The 16,964-nt window shown below is 60.4% G+C and carries 15 protein-coding genes and 3 pseudogenes; 8 read left to right on the top strand and 10 right to left on the bottom strand.

Annotation, left to right across the window (positions count from 1 at the left end; genetic code table 11):
• Nucleotides 1-85: 85 nt before the first annotated feature.
• The 3 genes and pseudogenes from ACGLHR_RS26770 to ACGLHR_RS26760 all read right to left on the bottom strand — a co-directional run.
• Nucleotides 86-238 (bottom strand): annotated as a pseudogene (locus ACGLHR_RS26770) (DDE-type integrase/transposase/recombinase); the annotation flags it as partial.
• A 33-nt stretch (nucleotides 239-271) separates the two neighbouring features.
• The gene (locus ACGLHR_RS26765; RefSeq protein ID WP_400097153.1) at nucleotides 272-1,264 is read right to left on the bottom strand and encodes a Bug family tripartite tricarboxylate transporter substrate binding protein; all 993 of its coding nucleotides are present in this window, start codon (nucleotides 1,262-1,264) and stop codon (nucleotides 272-274) included.
• A 223-nt stretch (nucleotides 1,265-1,487) separates the two neighbouring features.
• Complete coding sequence (locus ACGLHR_RS26760; protein ID WP_400097151.1) at nucleotides 1,488-2,468, bottom strand: quinone oxidoreductase family protein; 981 nt, start codon at nucleotides 2,466-2,468, stop codon at nucleotides 1,488-1,490.
• A 217-nt stretch (nucleotides 2,469-2,685) separates the two neighbouring features.
• Here ACGLHR_RS26760 and ACGLHR_RS26755 point away from each other — a divergent pair.
• A pseudogene (locus ACGLHR_RS26755) lies at nucleotides 2,686-2,781 on the top strand (DDE-type integrase/transposase/recombinase); the annotation flags it as partial.
• Nucleotides 2,782-2,895: 114 nt separating this feature from the next.
• Here ACGLHR_RS26755 and ACGLHR_RS26750 read toward each other — a convergent pair.
• Nucleotides 2,896-3,939, bottom strand: coding sequence for an AraC family transcriptional regulator ligand-binding domain-containing protein (locus tag ACGLHR_RS26750; protein ID WP_400097149.1), 1,044 nt, complete (start codon nucleotides 3,937-3,939; stop codon nucleotides 2,896-2,898).
• Nucleotides 3,940-4,070: 131 nt separating this feature from the next.
• Here ACGLHR_RS26750 and ACGLHR_RS26745 point away from each other — a divergent pair, with 131 nt between their 5' ends.
• Nucleotides 4,071-4,982, top strand: a complete 912-nt coding sequence (locus ACGLHR_RS26745; protein WP_400097148.1) for a TauD/TfdA dioxygenase family protein — start codon at nucleotides 4,071-4,073, stop codon at nucleotides 4,980-4,982.
• A gap of 9 nt (nucleotides 4,983-4,991) precedes the next feature.
• Nucleotides 4,992-5,552: an RBBP9/YdeN family alpha/beta hydrolase gene (locus ACGLHR_RS26740; RefSeq protein WP_400097146.1), complete on the top strand. Its 561-nt coding sequence runs from the start codon at nucleotides 4,992-4,994 to the stop codon at nucleotides 5,550-5,552.
• Between the two features lie 242 nt (nucleotides 5,553-5,794).
• Here the strand turns inward: ACGLHR_RS26740 and ACGLHR_RS26735 are convergent, their stop codons facing one another.
• Nucleotides 5,795-6,790, bottom strand: coding sequence for a Bug family tripartite tricarboxylate transporter substrate binding protein (locus ACGLHR_RS26735; protein ID WP_400097144.1), 996 nt, complete (start codon nucleotides 6,788-6,790; stop codon nucleotides 5,795-5,797).
• 391 nt (nucleotides 6,791-7,181) lie between these two features.
• Between ACGLHR_RS26735 and ACGLHR_RS26730 the strand changes: the two are divergent.
• A pseudogene (locus tag ACGLHR_RS26730) lies at nucleotides 7,182-7,298 on the top strand (transposase domain-containing protein); the annotation flags it as partial.
• A gap of 196 nt (nucleotides 7,299-7,494) precedes the next feature.
• Here the strand turns inward: ACGLHR_RS26730 and ACGLHR_RS26725 are convergent.
• The gene (locus ACGLHR_RS26725) at nucleotides 7,495-7,710 is read right to left on the bottom strand and encodes a hypothetical protein (protein WP_400097142.1); all 216 of its coding nucleotides are present in this window, start codon (nucleotides 7,708-7,710) and stop codon (nucleotides 7,495-7,497) included.
• A gap of 400 nt (nucleotides 7,711-8,110) precedes the next feature.
• Between ACGLHR_RS26725 and ACGLHR_RS26720 the strand changes: the two genes are divergently transcribed.
• The gene (locus ACGLHR_RS26720; RefSeq protein WP_400097140.1) at nucleotides 8,111-9,406 is read left to right on the top strand and encodes an MFS transporter; all 1,296 of its coding nucleotides are present in this window, start codon (nucleotides 8,111-8,113) and stop codon (nucleotides 9,404-9,406) included.
• Between the two features lie 189 nt (nucleotides 9,407-9,595).
• Here the strand turns inward: ACGLHR_RS26720 and ACGLHR_RS26715 are convergent, their stop codons facing one another.
• Nucleotides 9,596-10,552, bottom strand: a complete 957-nt coding sequence (locus tag ACGLHR_RS26715; RefSeq protein WP_400097139.1) for a LysR family transcriptional regulator — start codon at nucleotides 10,550-10,552, stop codon at nucleotides 9,596-9,598.
• A 51-nt stretch (nucleotides 10,553-10,603) separates the two neighbouring features.
• Here ACGLHR_RS26715 and glaH point away from each other — a divergent pair, with 51 nt between their 5' ends.
• The 3 genes from glaH (at nucleotide 10,604) to ACGLHR_RS26700 (ending at nucleotide 14,358) form a co-directional block, all read left to right on the top strand.
• A complete protein-coding gene (gene glaH, locus ACGLHR_RS26710; protein WP_400097137.1) occupies nucleotides 10,604-11,533 on the top strand; it encodes a glutarate dioxygenase GlaH in 930 nt (309 codons plus the stop codon).
• 66 nt (nucleotides 11,534-11,599) lie between these two features.
• Nucleotides 11,600-12,838: an alpha-hydroxy acid oxidase gene (locus ACGLHR_RS26705; protein ID WP_400097135.1), complete on the top strand. Its 1,239-nt coding sequence runs from the start codon at nucleotides 11,600-11,602 to the stop codon at nucleotides 12,836-12,838.
• Between the two features lie 926 nt (nucleotides 12,839-13,764).
• Nucleotides 13,765-14,358 carry a helix-turn-helix domain-containing protein gene (locus tag ACGLHR_RS26700; protein ID WP_400097133.1) on the top strand — a complete coding sequence of 198 codons (594 nt, stop codon included), beginning with the start codon at nucleotides 13,765-13,767 and terminating at the stop codon, nucleotides 14,356-14,358.
• Here ACGLHR_RS26700 and ACGLHR_RS26695 read toward each other — a convergent pair.
• The 3 genes from ACGLHR_RS26695 to ACGLHR_RS26685 form a co-directional block, all read right to left on the bottom strand.
• A complete protein-coding gene (locus ACGLHR_RS26695) occupies nucleotides 14,322-14,816 on the bottom strand; it encodes an Lrp/AsnC family transcriptional regulator (protein WP_400097132.1) in 495 nt (164 codons plus the stop codon). The two genes, ACGLHR_RS26700 and ACGLHR_RS26695, sit on opposite strands and share 37 nt — an antisense overlap.
• Nucleotides 14,817-14,910: 94 nt before the next feature.
• On the bottom strand, nucleotides 14,911-15,849 hold the full coding sequence (locus tag ACGLHR_RS26690; protein ID WP_400097170.1) for a 2-hydroxyacid dehydrogenase: 939 nt from the start codon (nucleotides 15,847-15,849) through the stop codon (nucleotides 14,911-14,913).
• Between the two features lie 5 nt (nucleotides 15,850-15,854).
• Nucleotides 15,855-16,733, bottom strand: a complete 879-nt coding sequence (locus ACGLHR_RS26685) for a GNAT family N-acetyltransferase (protein ID WP_400097130.1) — start codon at nucleotides 16,731-16,733, stop codon at nucleotides 15,855-15,857.
• Between the last annotated feature and the right edge of the window lie 231 nt (nucleotides 16,734-16,964).

Raw genomic sequence — 16,964 nt, 5'->3', positions numbered from 1 at the left:
TAGGCGGTCGAAACTTGGCGGGATTGGTCTTGCTCATGCGTCCAGCGCGAAGAATTGCTGAGCGGCGGACGCAGTGCCCCTCTCTGGCGGTGCTGCCATCGATGATCACCGTCTCGGGGGCGCCGTTCTGGTCAATCGCCTTGTCGAAGAAGCGCCGTGCGGCGGCGTAGTCCCGGGTGGCACGCAACAGAAAATCAACCGTATCGCCATGCTTGTCCACCGCGCGATAACGATATTCCCTAGCAGGCCGCAAGGCCGCGCACGACACATTTCATTCTTCGACTTTGATCCCTGCGTCGTTGGCGATCGTCGTCCAGACTTGCAGATCGTGCTTGACGACCTCGGCCAACTGCGCGGAGGACTTTACCGGGGGCGGCTCGAAGTTCAGTTTCTTCATCAGGTCCGCGATCTCCGGCAAGGCCTGCACCTTGTTGACCTCATCGGACAGCCGCTTCACGATCGCCGGATTAGTTCCGGCCGGCGCGAACATGCCGAACCATCCCACCGTATTGAACTTGTAGCCCTGTTCCGCCAACGTCTTGACGTTGGGAAGCTGGGGAGACCGCACGTTGCCCACAATGGCAATGCCGCGCACCTTCCCGGAACGCAGGAAAGGAACCGCCACGCTGGGATCGGTCCAGCCGATCTTCAGCACACCCGAGGAAAGCTCGGTGAGTAGTTGACTGGATGTCCGATATGCGACGTGTTCGGTCTTCATGCCGGTCTGATTCTTCAGCCACTCCATCGTCAAATGCGCGGACGACCCGGTGGCCCAGCTGCCATAGCTGTACTTATCCGGATTCGCCTTCACATACTGGATGAGTCCAGGCAAATCGTGCACCGGCAGATCCGGGCTCACTAGCAGCAACACCCCACCCACAGCTGTCTGCGCGATCGGCACGAGGCTCTTTCTCGCCTCCTGGGAAATGGACTTCATGACGGCCGGCGCAACCACCATGTTGCTTGCCGTTGTGTAGAGAATCGTGTAGCCATCCGGTGCCGCCTTGAGGACGGCGTTAGTCCCGATCACCCCGCTGCCGCCCGGCCGGTTCTCCACGACCACAGCCTGCTTCAGCGATTCGGAAAGACGCTGCGCCATGACCCGCGCCAGCGCGTCGGTTCCCGATCCGGGAGACGACGGCACGATCATTTGAATCGGGCGCGCGGGCCAGGCTGCCTGTGCTTGCACCGGACCTGGCGCGCACAAGGCAATGATTGCCTCGGCGCACACCGTGACTGCGACCAGTTTTTTCAGTAATGACATTGTCGTCCCCATGTACTTTAACTATTAGCCAGCCTGCTACTTGTTGTCTGCCTCGCCAACCAACTGTGCGACAAGGAATTTCCACCGGCTCAGGCTATCGAGAGCACGGTCATAGTGGTGTCATTTTTCCGAAGCGCGGATCGGCGACCGCAAGGCGATCACCACCACCGCTACCGTTCGTAAGATCGCGGCGCTCTTCTGCGACACGGCTCGAGGGGAAGACTCAAATCACGAAAATGGACGAGCCGGTGGTCTTTCGAGCCTCCAGGTCCCGATGTGCCTGCACCGCATCCGCCAGGGCATAGCGCTGATTGATCTCGATGCGGATGCGGCCTGCCGCCACATGGCCGAACAGCTCATCGATCAGTTCGGCCTTTTCGGCAGGATCGGCGATATAGTCGGCCAGGCCCGGGCGGGTCAGGTACAGCGAGCCCTTGCGGGCCAGAATTTGCGGATCGAACGGCGGGATCGTGCCGGAAGCGGTGCCCACGCAGACCATTAGGCCCCGGCGCTTGAGGGAGTCCAGCGAGGACATGAAGGTGGCCTTGCCCACGCTGTCGAAGACCACGGACACACCCACTCCGTCCGTCAGCTCCCGCACGCGCTTGGCCACGTCCTCATGGCTGTAGTTGATCGTGTGATCGCAGCCGTGGGCGCGCGCCACTTCGGCCTTGGCATCGGTAGAAACCGTGCCGATCACCGTCAGCCCCAGCAGTTTGGCCCATTGCGAAACGATAAGGCCGACACCACCTGCCGCGGCATGCAGCAGCACGGCGTCGCCCGCCTTGAAGGGGTAGATCCGGCGCACCAGGTAGGCGGCGGACAGGCCCCGCATGGTCATGGCCGCCGCGGCTTCGCAACTGATTGCCTCAGGCAGCTTGATCAGCGGTGCGGCAGAGATCAGCCGCTCAGTGCTGTAGGCGCCCAGCGTGTTGATGAAGCCCGTATAGGTCACACGGTCGCCGACCGCCAGATGGGTTACCCCGGCACCGACGGCCTCGACTACGCCGGCGGCCTCGTTGCCGAGGCCGCTGGGCAGCGGAACCTGATAAGTACCGCCGCGGAAGTAGGTGTCAGCAAAATTCAGACCCACGGCCACGTGGCGGACGCGGACCTCTCCCGGGCCCGGTTCACCAACGCCAACGTCCTCAAAACGAAGGACCTCGGGCCCGCCCGTTTCATAAAATTTAACGACTTTCGCCATGTTGTCTCCTGTTCTGTATCAAATATCACAATTGCCACAGGCGGCTTGAGAATGCCGCCTGTGGCCTCTCCCGGTTGGCAGTAATGCTTAAGCCATCATCTGGCCTGGCGCCACTTCCCGCTTTACCTTGCACGCCCTGAACTTGCCTTTTCATGACAGTCATCCGCTGACGCAGGAGGGCTCTGTCGCTGTAAGCGTTCGGCGGAATGTAGCGGTCTTGAGAGGCGAGTGGAAATATCGCTATCGCGCGGTGGACAAGCATGGCGATACCGTTGATTTTCTGTTGCGTGCCAGGTCCTTCCGGGTGGCATCGAACTGATGCATATGATCGCCAGGGGTCAGCCCACGTAGAAGGCTGGCCAGCGCAGCGCATCCGTTCAGGGTTGCGCGACATCTTCGCGCAACCCCACATCAGCCTTATGAAGGTTTATGCACTGCTCGCCCGCTGAGGTGCTGTCTGTCGGTGCACGGCGCCGCGAGCAGCCCTGCTCTCCTTGGGGCTGCAGCCGAATTGCGCGTGATACCAGCGCGAGAATCCGCTTGGCGCGGAAAAACCAAGTAGGGTCGCCACCTCGGTCAACGGACGATCGCTCTCGATGACATGACGCGTCGCAAGTTCCATGCGGATGTCGTTGACGATCGACGAGAAGCTCTGCCCCTGTTCCGCCAGCCGGCGCTGGACCGTGCGGCACACCACGCCCAGATGCTCGGCAACCTGTTCGATGCTGCAGCGCCCACTGGGCAACAGAAGCAGGATCGTGCGCCGCACGTCCTCAAGCATTGTCGCCTGCTGCGACATGGCAGACGCGTCTATCAACTGCTGTGCATAGCGCACCATGGCCGGATCGGCCGACGGGTTGCGTGCATCGAGATCGGCCTTCGCGCAGATGATGCAGTTGAAGTCGTAGTCGAACTCGACGTGAGGGCCAAAAAACCGTTGGTGCACACTAAGGTCGCGCGGCGCTGGGTGCTCGAAGCATACGCGCCGCGGCTCCCAGTCGGGCTTGAGGAGCTGGCGTATCAACCGCACCATGACCCCTAGCGCCAGTTCAACCCTTTGGCGTGTTGGCTGATGTGCGTTCCCAGCTATTACCGCCTCGCGAATAATGACCACTTCGCCGCATTCCTCGACCGCCAGCGACAGCGCACCATTGAGCATCGCTTGGTAGCGCATCAGCATGCTAAGCGAGTCGCGCAGCGTTGCCTGGTCGCGGATCAGTAATCCTACCGCCCCAAGATTGGACAATAGGCGCGACTCGGCCATGCACAGACCGAAACTCTCGTTGCCTGACATGGTTGCGGACGCCTGGAGCAGGCGTCCGAAACGCTCGACTGGAATCATGAGGTCCGGCTCGCGCAGTACGCTCGGACTTATCCCTGCGTCAAAGAGCATCCGCACCGGATCCAGCCCGGCGGCACGAGCGACCTCGCTGAAATTGGTGAGGGCCGCAGCGCGGACAAGTAACGACATCGGGGGGAGCTGACGTAGAAGATCGACATAGAATGATAAGTGCCTGTCATGTATTGTCAAGCGGGAGAAGCCCGCGACGCCCAAACTCCCCATGATCGAACGGGCTAATCGGCAATGGGAGACAAACGTTCATGATTCAACGCCTCAATGCGGCACCCGCAGTGGTCCGCGCAACCTCTCTGGGCAACTCGATCCGGGTCGAGCCAGTCACTTGCACGATCGGTGCGGAGCTCAGCAACGTCAACCTGGGCGCGGCTGCCGAGGACGACCAACTGATGGCAGAAATCCGGGCCTTGCTCTTAAAGTATCGCGTGCTGTTCTTCCGCGACCAGGACATCACTCGCGCACAGCACGTGGCTTTTGCGCGCCGCTTTGGCGAGCTGGAGGACCATCCAGTCGTGGGCAGCCATCCCGATTACCCCGGACTGGTTCAGATCTACAAAACCCCGGACAGTCCTCCCGAACGCAACGAGAATTCCTGGCATACCGATGCCACCTGGCGCGAAAAGCCTCCGTTAGGCTGCGTGCTGCGCTGTATCGAATGCCCGCCTGTGGGTGGAGACACGATGTGGGTCAACATGGTCGAGGCGTACAACCAGTTGCCCGAGGATATCAAGACGAAGATCGCCCCGTTGCGCGCGCGCCACAGCATCGAGGCGAGCTTCGGCGCCGCGATGCCGATCGAGAAGCGTCTTGCACTGAAGGCTCAGTACCCCGACGCCGAGCACCCGGTTGTGCGCACCCATCCCGAAACCGGAGAGAAAGTGCTATTCGTCAACGGGAGTTTTACGACGCACTTCACCAATTACAATGTGCCGGCCAACGTGCGCTTCGGGCTCGACAAGGCGCCGGGCGCCAGCAATTTGCTTAACTACCTGGTCAGCCAGGCCACTATCCCCGAATACCAGGTGCGTTTTCGATGGAAGAAAAACAGTGTCGCGTTCTGGGACAACCGTTCAACCCAGCACTACGCAGTGATGGATTACCCGCCGTGCCACCGAAAGATGGAGCGCACCGCGATCATCGGTGACGCGCCTTACTGAAAGATCGATATGGCCTCTGCGACACCGACCGTTCTCATCATCCCTGGCCTGCGTGACCATGTGCCGGAACACTGGCAGACCCTGCTGGCGGCGAAGCTGCCTCGCGTAGTCAGCGTCGCCCCGCTTGAGCAAGACAAGCTGAGTTGCGCTGCCCGCGTCGACGCGATCGATCGCGCTCTGGCCACCATCGAGGGGCCGGTGATCATCGTGGCGCACAGCGCAGGCGCGATGATGGTCGCCCATTGGGCGGCGCGAGGCGCCACACGCGGGATCCTCGGCGCACTGCTTGCAGCGCCCGCGGACCTCGAGACGCCCATGCCGGCAGGCTATCCGACAACCGACACACTGAGCGACCACGGATGGCTGCCGATCCCTCGCGGCACATTGCCGTTTCCGAGCATCGTTGCGGCAAGCAGCAACGATGCTCTGACGCCTCTCGATCGCGCCCGTGACCTGGCGCAGGCGTGGGGCAGTCGCTTCGTCGAACTCGGCGAGGTCGGGCATCTGAATCCCGCTTCAGGTTATGGCGAGTGGCCGCAGGCCGAAGCGTTCATTCGCGAACTCTCGTGATCGACACCCGGTCGGGCGCCACCGGCCGGGAGAAACAAAGGGGCCTGGTGCAATTCCAGTCGACAGGCCCCACGGACGACCCGGCTGAGCTGGTATCCGCCAGAAGTCAGCCGGGACGAAAGCCCGCCCCCTCCCCCGATAAGAGGAACTCGCCGGATCGGCAATGCTGCATCCGCTGACCGATGATTGCGCAAAGCTCATCGGTGGTGCCGTGGGCGAGTTCGCTCAAAGTATCTTCTTATTTACTCCGGCTGGTAGTTAATGGACTTCAGCAGCGCGGACTGTTGCTGGTATGCCTGCTTCAGGTCCGCCATCAACTCTTCCGAGGTGGCACCCCCGCCCTGCTCCATGCCCATGTCCTTGACGCGGTTCTGCACTGCGGGTTGCTTGAAATATGCCTGCGTCACCTCGCGGATTTTTTGCTGGACTGCCGGAGCGACATCCGGGCGGGACCACACGGCGAACCAGCCTGCTTCCGCCAGTTGCGGGTAACCGAGCTCCTTGAAAGTAGGCACATCCGGCAATCCGGCAATCCGCGTCGGATAGTTCACCGCAATCGCTTTGATCTTTCCCGCTTTGATCAGCGGCAAAGAGGTAGTCACCCCATCGAACATCAGGGGCACATGGCCGCCCATCAGGTCGTTCAATGCCGGGGGAGAGCCTTTGTAGCCCACATGCCGCATTTGCACATGCGTGAGTTGCCCGAGCAGCATGCCCGAAGTGTGGCCCTTCAATCCCGCAGCGTAAGAAGCGAAAATGAGCCCGTCCTTTCGCGATTTGCCGTAGTCCACCAACTGCTTCAGGTTGGAGACGGGCACATCCTTGTTGGCAACCAGCACTAACCCCGTGCGACTGATCTGGGCCAGAGGCTTCAGGTCCTCAAAGGGTTTGTAATGGACCTTGTAGGCCAACGGAGCTTCGCTCACGACGCCGCCCTGGATGACCAGGAGGGTGTGGCCATCCTTGCCGGTGGACTGCAAATCGCTGATCGCCAGCGCGCCGGCGGCACCGGGCTTGTTTTCTACGATGACCGGCTTGCTCAATTTTTGCTGCAGGCCTTCCGCCAGCAACCGCGCCAACGCGTCGGCACTGCCGCCGGCAGGCCCCGCCACCACCAGACGGATCGGCTTGCTCGGCCAAGCCTCCTGGGCCTGAGCCATGGGCATCCCGCCGGCGACACCAACACCAATCGCCAAGGCGTAACCGCGCCACCAGAAATTATTGGTCTGCTTCTTCATGTCTATCCCTTTTGATTGCTACGCTTTGCGTGTTAGGAAAGGTTTGTCGCCGATGAGCTCGATGCCGCATTCAGCGCGGCGCAGCTCCCCGTGGGCGGCGTTTCATGCCACCGGCCATCGGCGTGAAAGGTGTTTTCATAGTTCTCGCGCTTGCCACTGCGCGAGGCTGACATTCCACATGCGCAGGACCTCCGGCACCCCTGTCTGCTCAAATCTGATTGCTTGCGCCAATGCTATTCCCTTGAAGTGCGCTGCAGCAGTGCTTTGCGATACATTCACCCTTTGTCTATTCTCGGATCGCACCGGGTCAACCTGCTTGGCCGATCACGACAAGTTGTTTGCAATTCGCGAAAACAGAGGGAAAACCCTGCCAAGACATAGTGAGCGCCATAGTCACCAGGCATGGCTCCTTTCAGGTCTGATGCTTACGTGCCGCGCCTGTGACGTCGAGCCATATGCGTACCTGCACCACTTGCTCACCGAGCTGCCGCAGCGTGCGCTGTGCTGATGTCTGCGCCACCGTGCACTCCCTCATCAGCGTTATCCGGCAACACACCGTGCTGGAACGTTACGGGTAACCACCGACTCCTCGAGATGTGCTGAATCTGGCGCTTATGGTGATCCAGTGCTCCCTGTGTCAGCGGATGACTGTCATAAATGGCCAAGTTCATGGCGTGCAAGGTAAAGCGGGAAGTAGCGCCAGGCTAGATGATCCGCTGCGAGAAGTCCTTATCGAGGATCGTGTCGTCGAACGTGATGCAACCTTGCTCGTGGGCGTCGATCTGTTCACGCACGGGTCGGCAGGTTACCCGCGTTTGTCCGCGCAAGCAGACCCGTGAAGTTGGTTCCGCAATTGTGCGCCGATGCCCGACGAAATCGAGACGACGAGCCACGACGCGGCAGCTGACATCAGCAACCACGGCCTCTCATGCTGAGGTTCATCATGTTAGTGCCCGCCTTCGTTCCGTGTGTTCTGGTCATAGATCGATGATCTCCCGCGCGGTGAATCCGACTAGCGGTGTCAAGGTACAACGCATTCGCCGGCTAGGCCGCAGCGAACATCGGTTTTCCGTGAACACCCGATTCTGATCGAGGGGCAAAACGAGTCAACTTCAACGTCCCCACACAAGTCATTGAGATGCTTGAAATGAGCGTCGAATTCCAAAGCGGGCACAGCGAAACAAAGAAAGCGCCCCGCGATGCTGACGGCCAGCAGGAACCGCTGCCGGCCCTAGCCTAAAGGCCTTGCTTTACACCGGCCACACAACCGCATGCGCCACCATTAGCCATGAGTTTCGAGAATCATTAGAGGAGACAAAATTGAACCTGTATACGAGTAACGCGATGCCGGCTGAGTCGGCTGCGGCTACCACGGGTGCCCGACCCTACGCGTGGGTAGTATTTGCATTGATGTTTTGCCTGTTACTGTCTGACTACATGTCGCGGCAGGCGATCAATGCCTTGTTTCCACTCTTGAAAGTGCAGTGGCAGATTTCCGATACACAACTTGGTTCGATTAGCAGCGTGGTGCCGTTGACGGTAGGCGTGCTGACCCTCCCATTTTCCATAATCGCGGACCGCTGGGGACGTGTCAAAAGCATTGCACTGATGGTTGCGGTGTGGAGTGTTGCCACGCTCGGGTGCGCCATTGCCAGCACCTACCACGAGATGTTCGTCGCGCGCTTGTTCGTTGGTGTCGGCGAGGCTGCCTACGGAAGTGTCGGATTCGCTATGCTCGTGAGTATCTTCCCAAGGCATATGCGGTCTACCATTGCCGGCGGCTTTACGTCTGCCGCTGCTTTTGGTTCCGTGCTCGGTGTTTCGCTTTCCGGCATCATTGCGTCGCACTTTGGCTGGCGCTGGTCCATGGGTCTGATGGCGATCGTTGGCTTTGTGCTGGTGATCATGTACCACTTCGTGGTCACGGAAAAAAAGATCGCAAGTGCGCAACCGGACAATGCCAACGGAACTCTGGCGTACGGGCATGTGAAACTGACACCGCGTGCGTTTTTCTCTGGCCTGTTTCCGTCCCGTTCCGTCTTTTGTGCGTACCTCGGCTGCGCCCTGCAGATCTTCGTTCAGGGCACGCTTTTCGTGTGGCTGCCCAGCTACCTGAATCGCTATTGGGGCATGCCTGTCAGCCAAGCGGCCGTAATGGCGGCCGGCCTTGTCCTTGTCAGCGGCCTTGGCCAACTCATGTGCGGTGTGATGACCGATCGGATCAGCGGGGATTCGTCGCTTAAGAGGTGGAACATGGCCATTGGCTATTGCCTCGTGTTAGGCACTCTGCTGGGGATCGCGTTCCGCTTGCCACAGGGTAATCTGCAACTCGCGCTCCTTGCGCCCGGGGTATTCTTCCTTGCGAGCTCGTTCGGCACATGCAGCGCGATCATTGCTGGGGCCACACCGCCGGCTATTCATGGCTCGGCATTTGCCACACTGACGTTGTTTAACAATATACTAGGCCTCGCAGCAGGCCCCTTTATCACCGGTATGGTGGCGGACGCGGTTGGTCTTCAAGTCGCCTTGCGCTGGCTACCGCTCGCGGCAGTTCTGCCCTTCACCGTGTTCCTCATTGGCAGATGGTGTTCTGTCGCCGAAGCGCGACGCTGCTGAGCGCGCTGCCGGTGTGGCGACCCTCATGAATGTCCATGTAGCGGGCCTCCTGCCGCGGTTGTACTCTCCGCGGCGCGGCCGCTCAATTGCTGTCGGCATTCAATCCATCGTCCCCACGCCCCGCCATTGCGGGGACGATGCAGGATCCCGTCGATCGATTCAAGGTGGGTGAACGGGACGCTTACGAGTCTAGGATGCACGGCCTTTGAATGCCTCAGTTCCGAGTTGCACAAATGCTCGTACCGCTGGAGATATTTCCCGACGCCTATGCGCTAGCGCCAGGTGCACTGAGAGTTTAAAGTCGGCGATCTGTGTGTAGAAGATACCTGGCTGGGAGAAGTTCTGCATTGACTCTGGCACGATGGCCACTCCGTATCCCGCAGACGCGAGGCAAATTGCGGAGATGAAATCCTGGACGCGATACTCCAGATGCGGCGTGAACCCTCCGGCTTTACCCAGGGCGGATAACGCAGACCCGAATCCTTCCTCGTCTGCAAACTGAGGGACGATGAACGATTGATCGGCTAGCGCACGCGCTGGAACTGTCCCTCGCCTTGCAAGGGGATGGCTTCCTGTCATTGCAACCAGTAGACGTTCAGTCTGTACGACCTTCGCGATTACGCCAGCCGGATAGAGCCGTCTGGGCCTGACAATTCCCACATCAATCTGGCCATCGCTGAGCGCTTCGAGCTGCCTTGGAGTTTCCATTGGCACGACTTCGATCCGGACCATCTCATGTGATTTCCGAAACTCGCCCAGCATCATGGACAAAAGGCCGCTGCTTGCGCCAGATGCCACATAGCCGACACGGATGACGCCAGCCAGCCCTCGGGCAGCCAAGCGTCCCACCTGGTCGGCTCGCTCAATGTGCCGCAACGCAGCGACAGCCTCGGCATGGAACAGGTGCCCCGCGTCGGTAAGTGACACCGGCTTCCTTTTGTTGCGGTTCAAGAGCGTGACTCCCAAATCTTGCTCAAGGCGTTGGATCTGGGTGCTGAGCCCTGATTGTGCGACACCTAAGCGATCTGCCGCCTTCGCAAAGTGAAGTTCTTCCGCCACGGCGAGGAAGCACTGCAACTGGCGAACGTCAATCATCGTTTTAATCTCAATTTCGGAACAAAGATTACTGTTTTCTATCTGGATCATATCAAAGAATCCAGATGAAATAGCGCCATACAACATCCCGGAGAGCTATCGATGAATGCCCCGCTTCCTGCGGCAGTGCTTGCCAGCAATGACGAGTCCCGTTTCCAATTGTCTGCCCACCCAGATCACCATCGGATCCTGCATGTGACCGTTGAGCGCGATGCCCTTCTTGGGTTCCTGCATGACGTACGCAGGGTCGATGTTCAGAACCTCGAGTATGTTCCCTTCATGCGCTACGATCTCGCGGATGTACTCGCGAAGCATGTCGGCGAGGACTTCGCTACAACCATCAACGGCATTGTGAAGGATCGGCGGCACGGTGGCTTTACGGTAGGCCTCCAGGGACTGACGACGGACGCCGACGATTTCGTTCGCTTCGGCACCGCCATTGGGCACCTCTTGGGCCCCAGCAACCACGATGCAATGTCGGGCACTTACTATGCTCGCTTCGTGGTCAAGCACACGGACGATAGCGACTCCTATTTGCGCCAAGCCTATCGACTCTTCACGATGCACACCGACGGCACCTTCGTTACCGAAGCGACGGACTGGCTGTTGATGATGAAGTTTGCCGAACAGAATGCAATTGGCGGCGAGTCCCGATTCTTGCATCTGGACGATTGGGAGGGGCGTGACCGGTTTGTCAGTCACCGTCTCGGGACGCAGCCTTTCCTCTACAAGGCGCCGGGGTCCAAGAATGTCAGCGATGATGTCGAGCGCCCGCTCTTCTTCCAGAATGCGTTTGGGTTGTCGATGTCCTTCATCGATCAGTTCGTACAGCCTCGCAATCGCGAGGAGGCTGCATTCCTCAACGACCTGTCGACTTCCATGGAGGCGTCGCCGGGAACAAAGGAAGTGTCGCTGCCCGTCGGCGATCTGGTTGTCCTGAACAACTATTTCTACCTCCATGGACGCGCGCCGTTCGAGAAAAATGTGGCGCTGTTCCGTGAGTTGATGCGCCAGCGAGGCACGTTCGCCTGATTATCGATGTGATCCGGCGTGGCTGATAGTGACAACGGTTGGGCCTGATAGACGTTCCAAATCAAGATGACATCTCAAACAGAAGTTGCGGAAATCCAGGCCGTTCCGAGCGCCGGAATGCCCGCCAAGCCTGCCTATGGCGCCAACCGTCGGATTCACCGACGACTGCGCCCGATCCTCTCGCTTGCCGATTTTGAATTCGCGGCAAAGAGGGGGCTTCCGCGCCCGATCTTTGGCTATATTGCCGGCGCCGCGGAGGATGGAAAGTCGCTCGCCGCAAACAGGACGGCGTTCGACGAGGTCAAGTTTCGTCCCAAAGTCCTTGTCGACGTGTCGGGAAGGTCGCAAGCGACTGAGATCTTTGGGCAACGCTACGCTTCTCCCTTTGGCGTGGCGCCCGTTGGAATCAGTGCGATTGCCGCTTACCGCGGCGATGTGGTCCTCGCGCGAACGGCGCGGGAAGAGCAGATACCTGCAATCATGAGCGGCACGTCCTTGATTCCGATGGAAGCCGTTCACGCGGCCGCACCAGGCACGTGGTTTCAGGCATACCTGCCAGGTGACGCCACACGCAGGGACGCCCTGATTGAGCGGATTGAAGCGGCCGGGTTCGCTACACTCGTCCTTACGGTTGATATTCCCGTCTGGGCCAACCGGGAGAATAACGTCCGTACCGGCTTCTCCTTGCCTTTGCGACCATCTGTCCGTTTGGCATTCGATGGCATATCTCGGCCGCGCTGGCTGGCCGGGACGTTCGCCAGAACGCTCATTTCCAGTGGGATGCCGCATTTTGAGAATTCTTTTGCGTCTCGCGGCGCACCGATCTTGTCGGCCTCCGCTATTCGCGATACGACGGGGCGCGATCACCTGAGCTGGACGGATATCGAGCGAATCCGGCAAAGATGGCGCGGCAACTTGGTCATAAAAGGCATTTTGCATACATCCGACGCCGAACGCGCCGTCGCTTTGGGCGCGGACGGCATCATTGTCTCGAATCACGGTGGGCGCCAATTGGACGGTGCCGTGGAACCGCTTGCTGTTTTGCCGGAGATTTGTGAGGCTGTCGCACACAAGACAACCGTCATGATGGACAGCGGTGTGCGGCGAGGCGGTGATGTTCTGAAAGCGCTGGCACTAGGAGCCCGCTTCGTCTTCCTGGGGCGACCTTTTATTTACGCTGCGGCCATTGGGGGAGCCGAGGGCGTTCGCCACGCCATAACCCTCTTGCGCGATGAAGTCGATCGAAACATGGCCATGCTTGGCGCGAAAACCATCGCGGACGTGAACAACACCGTCATCGTCTAGGGCAACAGAACCGGCCGAATTGCGTCTGGGTAAGCCAACTCGCTCCAATGCGCAGGTGTGTGCGACGTTCCGACCGACCTTGCTGCCTATCGGAAGCGGGGAAGCTTAGCGATCGATTCAGGTCCGCCAGGTAATTCTCGTAGCTGTAGTTCCGTTGTGAATTCTGGTATCCAGGGTGGGAATGGGCATTCACCAGGGTCGGCATCACCGTCTTTCCTGAGAGGTCGACGCGTGCCGCGCCTTTTGGCAGCGTCATATCGCCCTTGTGGCCGACCCTGGTGATTTTCTCCCCCCTCCACGAGAAATGCCGATTTGACGATGGCGGCTCGACCGTCTCCCGGGATCAGCGTGGCGCCCTCGTATGTTCATTGCTTGGGCGCCTTGGTCCGCAAGCTTAATCTGCAAAGCAGAATGTCCCGGCAGGATCAGTCAGTGTAGGTCGCTTCCCGGCCAATTAAAGTCACCCGATGCGCCCCATTGCAGCATGATCGCAACTCGAGCAACAGCAGACCGGGGCAATCCGGCCCCGCCCCGAAGTCATCAGAACTTTTACTTGACCCCACCGGAGATTGCGCGGCCGACACCCCGATAGAACAACGAGGTAATGTTCGAAAAGTTCGAGCGTGAGTACAGTTTTACCTGCATCGCTGTCCTGCTCTGGCCGCAAGTCATCAAATTCACAGTCACTCGATACAGCTACGGCTCCGTCCTTCAGCGGTTCATCTCGGCATTGATTTTCAAGTCCCACCGGGCCATCGGCTTTCGAAGTGGGAGAACCCAACGCTACTATTTGGGATGATGGTTTGGACCGGAACAGTTCGCAACCCATTGTGAAGTCAACAAGTGTGGCAGCACGCTGAGCAGTGGATCGTGGTAAATCGGCACCGAGGCCAGCGGGTCTGCCGCGACTCACTGAGAACAAGCACTTGAAAAAACCCGCTCGCGAGTCGCCGCGGTGCATCCCGCTACCGCAGATTCTGTGTTTCCGGCAATGCAGTACGCAATTCGATGTGGATAGCGGCGGCAAAATCAGCGAATTCCACGGCCGGCTTCCTCTTATGCTGCATAGCATGAGCACGACCGATGCATCCTTGCGCGACGCAGCCACCATGGCGAACGACCACGCTAACCCTCGCCTGGAGGCAGCGCTCACGTATATTCACCGGCACTTGGGCGAGCCCCTTCCGCTGCCGCTGCTTGCAAGCCTTGCCCAACTGAGCGTTGGGCGTTTCGTGACTGTCTTCCGGCTTACAGTTGGCATGACCCCGCATCGCTACATCAGCTTGAAACGAATCCATCGCGCGCAGTGGCTGCTCGGGCAGGGCCACTCCCCGGCACTGACCGCCCACGAGTGTGGCTTCTATGACCAGAGCCACCTGACGCGCTGTCTGAAGAGCGTTTGCGGCATGACGCCACGGCAGTTCCAGACGGCGAGCGCTCCGCTCCCCGCCAATGCCGGCTGCAGCCTGCCCATGCCCCTGGCTCAGGTGGTCGATGGGAACAGCCGTTCTATCGGATAGTGCGTCTTTATGAAAGGCGACTTGATCACGATAAAACTGAAGTACTTCTCGATGCCGATATCGCGCTCCAGCAGGCTTTCCATCAGTTCCTGGTAGTGGTTCACGCCACGAGTTATGAACTTGAGCAAGTAGTCATAGCCGCCGCTGACAAGGTGGCATTCGATGATCTCGTCCACCGCGCACACCGCCTTCTCGAAGCGCGCAAAGTCCTCGCGATGGTGGTCCTCCAGCGTAATCTCCGTGAATACCGTGAGGATATCGCCCAGTTTGTCCATCCGGATCTGGGCGCTGTACCCGCCGATATAGCCGGCCTGCTCCAGCCGCTTGACGCGGATCAGGCACGGGCTGGCAGACAGACCCACCGCATCGGCGAGGTCTACGTTGGTCATGCGTCCGTTCTTTTGCAGTTGAGCGAGGATGCGTAGATCGAGTCGGTCAAGTTTGATGGGGGCGTACATGGGCTTTCAAGGCTGGAATGACTGAATCACATTGTCCCCGCATGGGTCGGCGAGAGCAATCCGGGTGTCGAAAATGTAGGCGCCGCATCGCCTTTCAGTACCCTTTCGCACGGTCCACCAGCCCGATTAGTGGCTCGCCCCGTTGCAGGCGGCGCAAATTGTCGAGTACGACCCTCGCCGCCGTACCTGGCTGCGTCATGCTTGCAATATGGGGCGTGAGCCAGACTTTAGGGTGGCGCCACAGCGGGTGGCCGGCAGGCAGCGGCTCGGGGTGCGTGACGTCGAGAATGGCATCGCCGATCTGCCCCGCATCCAGCGCGGCCAGCAGGTCGGCATCGTCCAGGTGCTGCCCGCGCCCGACATGCACCAGCCCTGCCCCATGTGGCAAGGCGTCAAACACGCGAGCGCTCAATACGCCACGTGTTTCGTCGGTCAGCGGCAGCAGGCAAACCAGGATATCGGTGCGCGCGAGGAACGCATCCAGGGTCTGCGGGCCGGCATAGCACTGCACCCCTTCCAGACTGCGCGGCGACCTTGCCCAGCCGGCGCAATCGAAGCCGAACAGCCGCAGCCGCTCCAGCACCGCCTGGCCCAGCGAGCCGAGGCCGAGCACGCCCACGCGGCGCTCGATTGCCGGACGCACCTGCAGGGGCTGCCACGCTTCCTGCGCCTGCTGCCGCCGGTACGCCGGCATGTCGCGATGCAGGGCAAGCACCGAGAACACGACGTACTCGACCATCCCGTCGACGATGCCGGGCTCGATCATCCGCACCAGCGGTACGTGCGCAGGCAGCGCATCCAGGTCGAACTGGTCGATGCCGGCCCCCGTCGAAAACAGTACCTGCAGGTTCGGGAACCGATCTGCAATGCGGTCCGGCGCCTCCCAGGCTGCCAGGTATCGGACCTTCTCGACATCGCCGATATCAGGCCAGATGCGGAAATCGATGCCAGGCGCCTCGCGCGCAAAGACCCGGGCCCAGTCCCGGCCGCGCGCGGGATCCGCTTTGTACAGAAATGTCGTGTCTTGATGCATCATCTTTATCCGAGGGCCTTGTCGGCCAGTGCAAAGTGAAGAAATGGTGCCGTTGGCGAAGCCGGGGAGCCGCGGGCCAGCACAGTCGCGTCGGCGACGTGCGCCAGGCCCAGGCAGCCCAGCCAGTCCTCGAATTCGCCATCGGCGTGGACGTCCAGGCGCAGCACCCGTCCGGTCACCAGGCCGGCCAGGTGCGCGATCATGGCCTTGGCCGACATCGCACAGGGTGCGACCACGGGGCCAACCATCGCGCCGCGGCCGAAGCGCCGAATGATCGCGAAGCCGCGGGGCCCGTCGGGGTGATCGAGCACCACCGTGCCGATCGACTGGCGCAGCCAGGCCTGGATCAGCGACGGGCGTGCAACACCGCGGGCCCCCTCCTCCATCCCGACCAGCAGTTGCAGGTCATTGCGTCCGCCAGGCCGCAGGCGGCAGCCTTCAGGCAGCGCCATCAACGGCGCCGGCAACGCTTTACCCTCGTATTGATGCACCTCACCGATGCGCTCGAACCCCCTGCGCGCATAGAAGCGATGCAGCTTCCCGGGGGCGTGAAGCAGCACGGTGCGGTCTTCCAGGCCGGCACACAGCGCCTCCAGCAACATGCTGCCAATCCCTCGTTCGCGGAAAGCCGGGGCTACGATAAGCAGCCCGACCGACGCGTCGCGCTCGTCCCATAGCCAGCGCATGCCGACACCGACAACCGCCCCGCCGACTTCGGCGACGCGGCCCTCGCCCATCTGGAACAGCCGCTTCCAGTCGCTGGGGCGATGCGGCCAGCGTACATCTTCGGAAAGCGAAAGCGCGACTGGCAGATCGGACTGTGCCATCACGCGGATGGCGGGCGGTCCATCGCTTGCATGGAGTGGTAGCTGCGCGAAGTTCATTGCAGTAAGGGCCAGCGTCGGACGAAAACAGAGAGCCATGATGATGCGATGAACAGGCAAGGCCCGGATAGGAAATATTTGCTGCGTCCGACGACGCACCGACGCTGTGCCAGGCCTAGGGTAATCCCGAGGATTGTTGCAGTGCACATGCACGCACTCAGTGCACATGGCAGGCAATGCCAAACCGCCCACGCGAAACCGCAGGTTTTACCGCCACGGCTTGCAATACCC

The organism is Cupriavidus sp. CuC1, assembly GCF_044627735.1.
Classification (GTDB): Bacteria; Pseudomonadota; Gammaproteobacteria; order Burkholderiales; family Burkholderiaceae; genus Cupriavidus; species Cupriavidus ulmosensis.
Note: the sequence above shows the minus strand (reverse complement) of the source record. Positions and strands in the feature narration are given on the sequence as shown.